We start from the raw sequence: 538 nt of genomic DNA on the forward strand, positions 1-538 counted from the left end.
CAGGCTGAACCCTTGGGCACGGCTGATTTGAATGGTGGCGCGTTCTTCAACGCTGAGTTCGGAATAAGACATAGGGGCAGCACCGTACCGGAAAGGTCAGGTGTTGCACTCAGTTTTTGCCGCCGCCCCTGCTATCTCCGCCGCCGCAAACCACAAATAACCTGCTACCTCCTCTTCAAAATCAATACAACTATTTCACCAACAAACGTGAAAATGTAATGCACAAGTAAGGTTTACGACAGCTTCTTCTCCGTAGGCTATTAGTAATAGCCTGATCTGTAAGGTAGTTTTTCCTACGCCCACAGCCAAAGTCAGAAAAACAACCATTAGGAGGTTGTCATGAGACCGCACCGACGCACACCCCTCGCTCCAATTTGCTTCGTGGGAATACTCCTCGCTGGGACGACGCTCGCTGATGATGACATGCACAAGAAGGATGCCATGCCAGGCGCCATGGGGCAGCAGCCCGCCAGCACCCCGGCGGCACCTCACGCTCCAGCGGCGCACCCTACCGATCCGAAGTCCCCTGCTTCTCAGA

At 54.1% G+C, this 538-nt stretch carries 1 protein-coding gene; it reads left to right on the forward strand.

Translation table 11 applies throughout. The annotated features are described in order from the left end of the window. Positions 1-219 (forward strand): hypothetical protein (locus IEG05_RS23450; RefSeq protein ID WP_224742969.1); only part of this gene is annotated, 219 nt, incomplete at its 5' end. Positions 220-538: the final 319 nt, after the last annotated feature.

The sequence above is a fragment of the Stutzerimonas kunmingensis genome (genome assembly GCF_014764705.1).
Taxonomy (GTDB): Bacteria; Pseudomonadota; Gammaproteobacteria; order Pseudomonadales; family Pseudomonadaceae; genus Stutzerimonas.